Origin of the sequence: Agromyces humi, from assembly GCF_009720255.1 — a bacterium.
Taxonomy (GTDB): Bacteria; Actinomycetota; Actinomycetes; order Actinomycetales; family Microbacteriaceae; genus Agromyces; species Agromyces humi.
The window spans coordinates 1-572 of record NZ_WJSP02000776.1 but is presented as its reverse complement, the minus strand read 5'-3'; the positions used below and the strand labels follow the sequence as shown (position 1 = coordinate 572).

1 protein-coding gene is annotated in these 572 nt (G+C 76.7%); it reads left to right on the top strand.

Going from position 1 to position 572, the window contains the following annotated elements; translation table 11 throughout:
• A partial coding sequence (locus GH736_RS24795) for a GDSL-type esterase/lipase family protein (RefSeq protein ID WP_235934671.1) occupies positions 1-572 on the top strand: 572 nt, incomplete at both ends.

The following is a 572-nucleotide window of genomic DNA, read 5'->3' as shown; positions in this document are numbered from 1 at the left end:
CGTGCGTGCACGCGAGGCGGTGCACGGCCGCGGCTGGGACGTGCTCGGCGACGAGCTCGTCGGCCACTACGAGCGCGTGATCGCGCGTCGCGCTGTCGCCCGCGCGGCGCCCGCCACGAGCAATTCCGGCGCCGTGCTGGAGGCACGGGAGCGAACCACCCCTGGACGGCCGGTGCGAGAACCCGCGTGGCCGCGGGACGCCACCGCCGCGGCATCCGGAGCGCAGCCCACCCCGCCCGTCGCGCCACCGCCCTGGCGACGCTACGTCGCGGTGGGCGATTCGCTCACGGAGGGGCTCTGCGACGAGTCGCGCGCGGGCACCGGCGAGTTCCGCGGCTGGGCGGACCGGCTCGCACTGCTCCTCGCCCTCGCCAGCCCGGCGGATCCGGTGTCGTACGCGAACCTGGCGGTGCGCAGCCGCCGGGTCGCCGATGTCGTCGACGTGCAACTGCCACTCGCCGTCGCCCAGCGCGCCGATCTCGTCAGCGTGCTGGTCGGCGCGAACGACCTGGTCGGTGCGCGCCCGGATGTCGCGGGCCTGGCCGCCCGGCTCTCCGATGCCGTGGGGGTGG